9 protein-coding genes and 1 pseudogene are annotated in these 6,798 nt (G+C 63.5%); all 10 read right to left on the bottom strand.

Annotation, left to right across the window (positions count from 1 at the left end; genetic code table 11):
• A partial coding sequence (locus tag WCB02_RS09360) for an SDR family NAD(P)-dependent oxidoreductase (protein WP_423957729.1) occupies positions 1-163 on the bottom strand: 163 nt, incomplete at its 3' end.
• Positions 164-302: 139 nt separating this feature from the next.
• Entirely contained in the window at positions 303-713 is a 411-nt protein-coding gene (gene rplQ, locus WCB02_RS09355) for a 50S ribosomal protein L17 (protein ID WP_423957727.1), read from the bottom strand.
• Between the two features lie 148 nt (positions 714-861).
• On the bottom strand, positions 862-1,899 hold the full coding sequence (locus WCB02_RS09350) for a DNA-directed RNA polymerase subunit alpha (RefSeq protein ID WP_423957728.1): 1,038 nt from the start codon (positions 1,897-1,899) through the stop codon (positions 862-864).
• Positions 1,900-2,006: 107 nt separating this feature from the next.
• Complete coding sequence (rpsK, locus tag WCB02_RS09345; protein WP_007603045.1) at positions 2,007-2,396, bottom strand: 30S ribosomal protein S11; 390 nt, start codon at positions 2,394-2,396, stop codon at positions 2,007-2,009.
• 136 nt (positions 2,397-2,532) lie between these two features.
• Positions 2,533-2,901 carry a 30S ribosomal protein S13 gene (gene rpsM, locus WCB02_RS09340; RefSeq protein ID WP_423957722.1) on the bottom strand — a complete coding sequence of 123 codons (369 nt, stop codon included), beginning with the start codon at positions 2,899-2,901 and terminating at the stop codon, positions 2,533-2,535.
• A gap of 187 nt (positions 2,902-3,088) precedes the next feature.
• Positions 3,089-3,955 (bottom strand): adenylate kinase, encoded by an 867-nt coding sequence (locus WCB02_RS09335; protein ID WP_423957720.1) that lies wholly within the window; start codon positions 3,953-3,955, stop codon positions 3,089-3,091.
• A gap of 334 nt (positions 3,956-4,289) precedes the next feature.
• Positions 4,290-5,621, bottom strand: a complete 1,332-nt coding sequence (secY, locus tag WCB02_RS09330; protein ID WP_423957718.1) for a preprotein translocase subunit SecY — start codon at positions 5,619-5,621, stop codon at positions 4,290-4,292.
• A 154-nt stretch (positions 5,622-5,775) separates the two neighbouring features.
• Positions 5,776-6,264, bottom strand: a complete 489-nt coding sequence (gene rplO / locus WCB02_RS09325; RefSeq protein WP_423957717.1) for a 50S ribosomal protein L15 — start codon at positions 6,262-6,264, stop codon at positions 5,776-5,778.
• Positions 6,265-6,340: 76 nt separating this feature from the next.
• Entirely contained in the window at positions 6,341-6,541 is a 201-nt protein-coding gene (rpmD, locus tag WCB02_RS09320) for a 50S ribosomal protein L30 (protein WP_423957716.1), read from the bottom strand.
• A 35-nt stretch (positions 6,542-6,576) separates the two neighbouring features.
• Positions 6,577-6,798, bottom strand: a pseudogene (locus tag WCB02_RS09315) (30S ribosomal protein S5); the annotation flags it as partial.

Raw genomic sequence — 6,798 nt, 5'->3', positions numbered from 1 at the left:
CCGCAGTCTCGAGCTTGGCGACGGCGGCATCGACCTTGGCCTGGCTGCGGCCGTTGAGCACCACGCTTGCGCCCGAAGCCGCGAGGCCCTTGGCGATGGCGTAGCCGATCCCGGCCGTCGAGCCGGTGACGATCGCGGTTTTTCCGGAAAGATCGATGTTCATTGGGATGCCTCCATCGGTTTTTCTGGAGATATCGTGCGCCGCACCGGCCAGCGCAATCGGACGCCAATACATGACGGTTTGCAGCAATAAAAAAGCGGCGCCTGAAGCGCCGCTTTTGCAACCAGCATCGTAAGAAGGCTTACGCCGCTTCCGCGCCCTGCGCCGGGCCGGAATCCTGGCCCTTGGCATCGACGTCGCGGTCGACGAACTCGATCACGGCCATCGCGGCGTTGTCGCCATAGCGGAAGCCGGCCTTGATGATGCGGGTATAGCCGCCCTGCCGGTCCTTGTAGCGGGTGGCGAGCGTGTCGAACAGTTTGCGGGTCATGTCGAGGTCGCGCATCTCGCTGATCGCCTGCCGGCGCATGGCAAGGCCGCCCTTCTTGCCGAGGGTGACGAGCTTCTCCACGATCGGGCGCAATTCCTTGGCCTTCGGCAGCGTCGTGACGATCTGCTCGTGCTTGATCAGCGCCGCGCACATGTTGGCGAACATCGCGCGCCGGTGTTCGGCCGTGCGATTGAGTTTCCGATGAACCTTGCCGTGACGCATTGTCTATTCCTTGGATGTCTGTCTGCCGCGACGGTTCGTCGGACATGTTTGCTCAGGTGGGCCGCCTGCGTTCGCCCGAGGAGCGAGGTGAATGGCGAGCAGCGAGTGATTTTCCATTCGCCACTCCCCGTTCGCTAATCATATTCGCTCAGTAATGATCCTCGAAGCGCTTGGCCAGCTCGTCGATGTTCTCCGGCGGCCAGCCCGGCACCTCCATGCCGAGATGCAGGCCCATCTGGGCCAGCACTTCCTTGATCTCGTTCAGCGACTTGCGGCCGAAGTTCGGGGTGCGCAGCATCTCCGCTTCCGACTTCTGCACGAGGTCGCCGATATAGACGATGTTGTCGTTCTTCAGGCAGTTGGCCGAACGGACCGACAGCTCGAGCTCGTCCACCTTCTTGAGGAAGGCCGGGTTGAAGGCGAGATCGGGAATGATCTCCTGGGTGACTTCCTTGCGCGGCTCTTCGAAGTTGACGAACACGTTGAGCTGATCCTGCAGGATGCGCGCGGCATAGGCCACCGAATCCTCCGGCGAGATCGCGCCGTTGGTCTCGATCGTCATGGTCAGCTTGTCGTAGTCGAGGATCTGGCCCTCGCGGGTGTTCTCGACCTTGTAGGAGACCTTGCGCACCGGCGAGAACAGGCTGTCGACCGGGATCAGGCCGATCGGCGCATCCTCGGGCCGGTTGCGCTCGGCGGCGACGTAGCCCTTGCCGGTGGCGACCGTGAACTCCATGCGGATCTCGGCACCGTCATCCAGCGTGCAGAGCTGCAGGTCCGGATTGAGCACCACGACGTCGCCGACGGTCTGGATATCGCCCGCCATGACCGCGCCCGGCCCCTGCTTCTTCACGACCATGCGCTTGGGGCCTTCGCCCTGCATCTTGATCGCGATGTCCTTGATGTTGAGCACGATATCGGTGACGTCCTCGCGAACGCCCGCGATCGAGGAGAACTCGTGCAGCACGCCGTCGATGTGCACGGACTGCACCGCGGCCCCCTGCAGCGAGGACAACAGGATGCGGCGCAGCGCGTTGCCCAGCGTCTGGCCGAAGCCGCGCTCGAGCGGTTCGGCGACCAGGGTCGCAAACCGGTTGGCGTCATGGCCCGGAGTCACCTGGAGCTTGTTGGGCCGAATAAGTTCTTGCCAATTTTTCTGGATCGTCACTGTTTCACCTCGGGCCAGCTCAATTGCCGACTGAATGGCTGGCGTTGGAGTCGCGGATCAGTCCGCGGGCCATCTCAAAATCGCAAAACCCCCGCAAGCAGCGGCACCGCCGACGAGGTTGAACGTCAAACCCGGCGTCGCTTGCGCGGCCGGCAACCATTGTGCGGGATCGTGGTCACGTCGCGGATCGAGGTGACGGTGAAGCCCGCGGCCTGCAGCGCGCGCAGCGCCGACTCGCGGCCCGACCCGGGACCGGCGACTTCGACTTCCAGCGTGCGCATGCCGTGTTCCTGCGCCTTCTTGGAAACGTCCTCCGCCGCGACCTGCGCGGCATAGGGAGTCGACTTGCGCGACCCCTTGAAACCCATCGTCCCGGCCGACGACCAGGCAATGGTGTTGCCCTGCGCGTCGGTGATGGTGATGGTGGTGTTGTTGAATGACGAATTCACATGCGCGACGCCGGAGGCGATATTCTTGCGCTCGCGGCGGCGGACGCGGGTGGCTTCCTTGCCCATTGAGAGAACCTTTCCTAGCGATATCAACGCCGCCGTCGTGCCAGCGGCTACACCTCAGATGCGAATGGCGCGTGGCGAACAGCCAGTAGCAAGGATCATCCCCCTACGCGCCATTCGCCGCTCGCAACCCGCCAGACTACTTTTTCTTGCCGGCAATCGACTTGGCCGGTCCCTTGCGCGTGCGCGCATTGGTATGGGTGCGCTGACCGCGCACCGGCAGACCACGGCGATGACGCAGGCCGCGATAGCAGCCGAGATCCATCAGCCGCTTGATGTTGATGCCGGTCTCGCGACGAAGATCGCCCTCGACGACGTAGTCGCGGTCGATGACTTCGCGGATCTGCAGCACTTCCTGGTCGCTCAGCTGACTGACGCGACGATCCTCGGGGATCTTGACCTTCTCGATGATGTCGGCCGCGCTCTTCTGGCCGATGCCATGGATGTATTGAAGCGCGATCAGGACGCGCTTGTTGGTCGGGATATTCACGCCGGCAATACGGGCCACGAATGTCTCTCCTGTCACCGATCCCTTCGGGGAATCGGTCTCTAAGCCTTTGTTTTCTCGGGCAGGCGTCCGCAAACGCGAACACGACACCCGCCCCTCTTGCTCATTTGGGGCCCGGCATCGTCATAAAACTATCCGATTTGGATGCGGGTTATTAAAGGATCGAACCCGGTTTCGTCAACTGATTCTAGCCTTTAGCTCGCTTTTTCGTGACCTTTTTGGCCGGTTTGCGCACCGCCGTCTTGGCGGCAGCCTTTTTGGTCCGAAGAGGACCCCGTTTGGCGGCTTTTCCAGCTTTTTTGGCCACGGCGCCGCGTTTGGCGGCCGACTTTGCGCCGCCTCGGGCTGCCTTCTTGGCGGCACCGGCCGGCGCCCTCGCCGCCTTCGTGGCTGCCGTCTCCGTAGCTGTCGTCTTGACACTCCGCTTGGCGGGATTCGGTCTCTTGGCGGCGGCCTTGCTGTCCGCCGCGCCGATCGCCGTCAGGATCCGGTCGATCTCGCGCGTGACCTCCTCGATGGTCATCATGCCATCGACCGTCAACAGCTTGCGCCGCTCCGAATAATAGTGGATCAGCGGCTCGGTCTGCGACCGGTAGGCAGCCAGGCGCTTGGTGAGCACTTCCGGCGTGTCGTCGACGCGCACTTCCTCGCCGCGGGCTCGCGTCTCCGCGGCACGGGTTTCGACGCGCTGCAACAGCGCGCTCTCGTTGACGCGCAGCTCCACCACGGCGTCGAGCTGCAGGTGCTTGTGCTTCAACAGCGCGTCGAGCGCCTCGGCCTGCGGGACCGTGCGCGGGAACCCGTCGAGGATGAAGCCCTTGGCCGCGTCCGGCTGATCGATCCGGTCGGAAATGATGCCGACCACCACCTCGTCCGGCACCAGCGAACCGCTCGCCATGATGTCCTTCGCCTTCAACCCGACCGGCGTTTGGGCGGCGACCGCCGCGCGCAGCATTTCACCGGTGGAGAGCTGGACGATGCCGTAGCGCTGTACCAGCCGTTGCGCCTGTGTTCCCTTGCCCGACCCCGGTGGCCCCAGAAGTATCAGTCTCATCGGTGTTTGCCCCCCGGCTCAGGAATGCGACATGCCGCGCATCGGTGTTTTAATATCAAGAAAAGTGCAAACCACAATCATCGCCGATCCACCACACATTTCAACGGCAACATCTGATTATAGGCAGCATCCGGCCGCTCGAGAAAAAATACTTCGGGGATCATCGGACACCGCGGTAAGGCCATCCGCAACGGTCAACGTCGCGCACGGCCACTTAGCGAGAGGGTTCAAGGCTGGCGCTGCACCTGCGCCAGGAACCGGAACGGCACGTCCGAGCCGGTAAACGAGTGGCGGGCCGATCGCGCCGGCGATCCGGCGCGCGCCAGCTCTGCCGTCATCGCTTGCGGCCGCGCAATTTCGATTTCCGGATCAGCCCTTCATATTGATGGGCAAGCAGGTAGCCCTGGACCTGCGCCACGGTATCCATGGTCACACTGACCACGATCAGCAGCGACGTCCCGCCGAAGTAGAACGGCACCGAGGCATAGGAGATCAGGATTTCCGGAATCAGGCAGACGATGGCCAGATAGATCGCGCCCAGCACCGTGATGCGCGACAGCACGTAATCGATGTATTCCGCGGTGCGCTCGCCGGGCCTGATGCCTGGAATGAAGCCGCCATGCTTCTTGAGGTTGTCGGCGGTCTCGGTCGGATTGAACACGATCGCGGTATAGAAGAACGCGAAGAACACGATCAACGTCAGATAGAGCACCAGGAACAGCGGCCGGCCGTGGCCGAGCTGGGTGGTGATCCACTGGAACCAGGCCGGACCCTTGCCGGCATTGAAATTGGCGACCGTGGTCGGCAGCAGCAGCAGCGACGAGGCGAAGATCGGCGGGATCACGCCCGAGGTGTTCAGCTTCAGCGGCAAATGCGAGGACTGGCCCTCGAACATCTTGTTGCCGACCTGACGCTTTGGATACTGGATCAGGAGCCTGCGCTGCGCGCGCTCCATGAACACGATGAAGGCGATGACGGCGACCGCCATCACGATCACGATCAGGATCAGCCCGGTCGACAGCGCGCCCTGGCGGCCCAGTTCCAGCATGTTGGCGAGCGCCGTCGGCAGTTCCGCGACGATGCCGGACAGGATGATCAGCGAAATGCCGTTACCGATGCCGCGCGAGGTGATCTGTTCGCCGAGCCACATCAGGAACATGGTGCCGCCGGTCAGCGTGATCGCGGTCGAGAGACGGAAGAACATGCCGGGATCAGTGACGACGTTGCCGGCGCCCTCCAGCCCCACCGCGATACCGTAGGACTGGAACGCGGCCAGCAGCACGGTGAGGTAGCGGGTGTACTGGTTCAGGATCTTGCGGCCGGCCTCGCCCTCCTTCTTCAGCGCTTCGAGCTGCGGCGATACCGTGGTCAGCAGCTGAATGATGATCGAAGCCGAGATGTACGGCATGATGTTCAATGCGAAGATCGCCATGCGGTGGATGCCGCCGCCGGCGAACATGTTGAACATGCCGAGAATGCCGCCGGACTGGGTCTTGAACACCTGTTCCCAGATGGTCGGATCGATGCCGGGCAGCGGGATGTAGGTGCCCAGCCGATAGACCAGCAGCGCGCCCAGCGTGAACCAGATGCGCTTCTTCAGTTCGTCGGCCTTGGCAAACGCCCCGAAATTGAGGTTTGCCGCCAGTTGTTCCGCTGCTGAGGCCATGTTTGGCTTTCTCCCGCCGTCCTCGTCCCTGCGCCATCATACCCGCCGGCGGCGGTCCAACAGCCAGATAGCGGACATTATCTGGTGGTTGGCACCGATAAGTCCATCGTCAAGCGCAAGCGATCATGCGCCGGCGCGGGCAATGACGCAGATGTTACGCCGCCTCGCCGGCTTCCGGCTTCGCGGGCGCGAGAATCTTGACGCTGCCCCCGGCCTTCTCGACCGCCGCAACCGCAGCCTTCGAGGCGCCATGCACCTCGATGGTGACCTTGGCCTTGATCTCGCCGCGGCCGAGCAGCCGAACGCCGTCCTTGGCGCGCCGCAGCACGCGCGACTTGACCAGTGACTCGGCATCGATGACCGCGCCGGCGTCGAGCAGCTTGGCGTCGATCGCCTGCTGGATGCGATCGAGATTCACCTCGACGAAATCGAGCCGGAAGATGTTGTTGAAGCCGCGCTTCGGCAGACGGCGATGCAACGGCATCTGGCCGCCCTCGAAGCCCTTGATGCGCACGCCGGTGCGCGCGGTCTGGCCCTTGCCGCCGCGGCCGGAGGTCTTGCCCTTGCCCGAGCCAATGCCACGGCCGACGCGCATGCGCTTCTTGCGCGAGCCGGCATTGTCGGCGATATCGCTGAGCTTCATCGTTCGCTTCCCTTGTCTCTTCGCATATTCTCTTGGCGCGCGATCCTGGCCGAAAACCGGTTCCCAGGTCCCGGGATCACATGCCGGCTTGCTGCTCGTCGACGATGCGGACGAGGTGGTGGACCTTCTCGATCATGCCGCGAATCGCCGGCGTATCCGGCAGTTCGGTGATCCGGCCGATCTTGTTGAGCTTCAGCCCGATCAGCGTCGAACGCTGCGAGTGGTGGCGGCGGATCGGGCTGCCGATCTGCTCGAGCTTGATCGTCTTTGCGGCCATTATCGTAACTCCGAAAGGCGCTTGCGCGCAGGTGTCTAGTCGGCAGCCACCTCGGCATCGCCGCCGACGCGGCGGGCCTGCAGGGTGGACACCTTGATGTTGCGGCGCGCCGCGACCGAACGCGGCGAATCCTGGTGCTTGAGCGCATCGAAGGTCGCCCGCACCATGTTGTAGGGATTTGAGGAGCCGATCGACTTCGCCACCACGTCCTGGATGCCGAGCGTCTCGAACACCGCGCGCATCGGGCCGCCGGCGAT

This window comes from Bradyrhizobium sp. (assembly GCF_049581145.1).
GTDB lineage: Bacteria > Pseudomonadota > Alphaproteobacteria > Rhizobiales > Xanthobacteraceae > Bradyrhizobium.
This window is presented reverse-complemented; position numbering and strand designations above follow the sequence as displayed.

Excerpts from the sequence above, each read along its gene's own strand:
- rplQ (WP_423957727.1), bottom strand. The coding sequence starts at position 713 with ATGCGTCACGGCAAGGTTCATCGGAAACTCAATCGCACGGCCGAACAC.
- rpsK (WP_007603045.1), bottom strand. The coding sequence starts at position 2,396 with ATGGGCAAGGAAGCCACCCGCGTCCGCCGCCGCGAGCGCAAGAATATC.
- WCB02_RS09335 (WP_423957720.1), bottom strand. The coding sequence starts at position 3,955 with ATGAGACTGATACTTCTGGGGCCACCGGGGTCGGGCAAGGGAACACAG.
- secY (WP_423957718.1), bottom strand. The coding sequence starts at position 5,621 with ATGGCCTCAGCAGCGGAACAACTGGCGGCAAACCTCAATTTCGGGGCG.
- rplO (WP_423957717.1), bottom strand. The coding sequence starts at position 6,264 with ATGAAGCTCAGCGATATCGCCGACAATGCCGGCTCGCGCAAGAAGCGC.
- rpmD (WP_423957716.1), bottom strand. The coding sequence starts at position 6,541 with ATGGCCGCAAAGACGATCAAGCTCGAGCAGATCGGCAGCCCGATCCGC.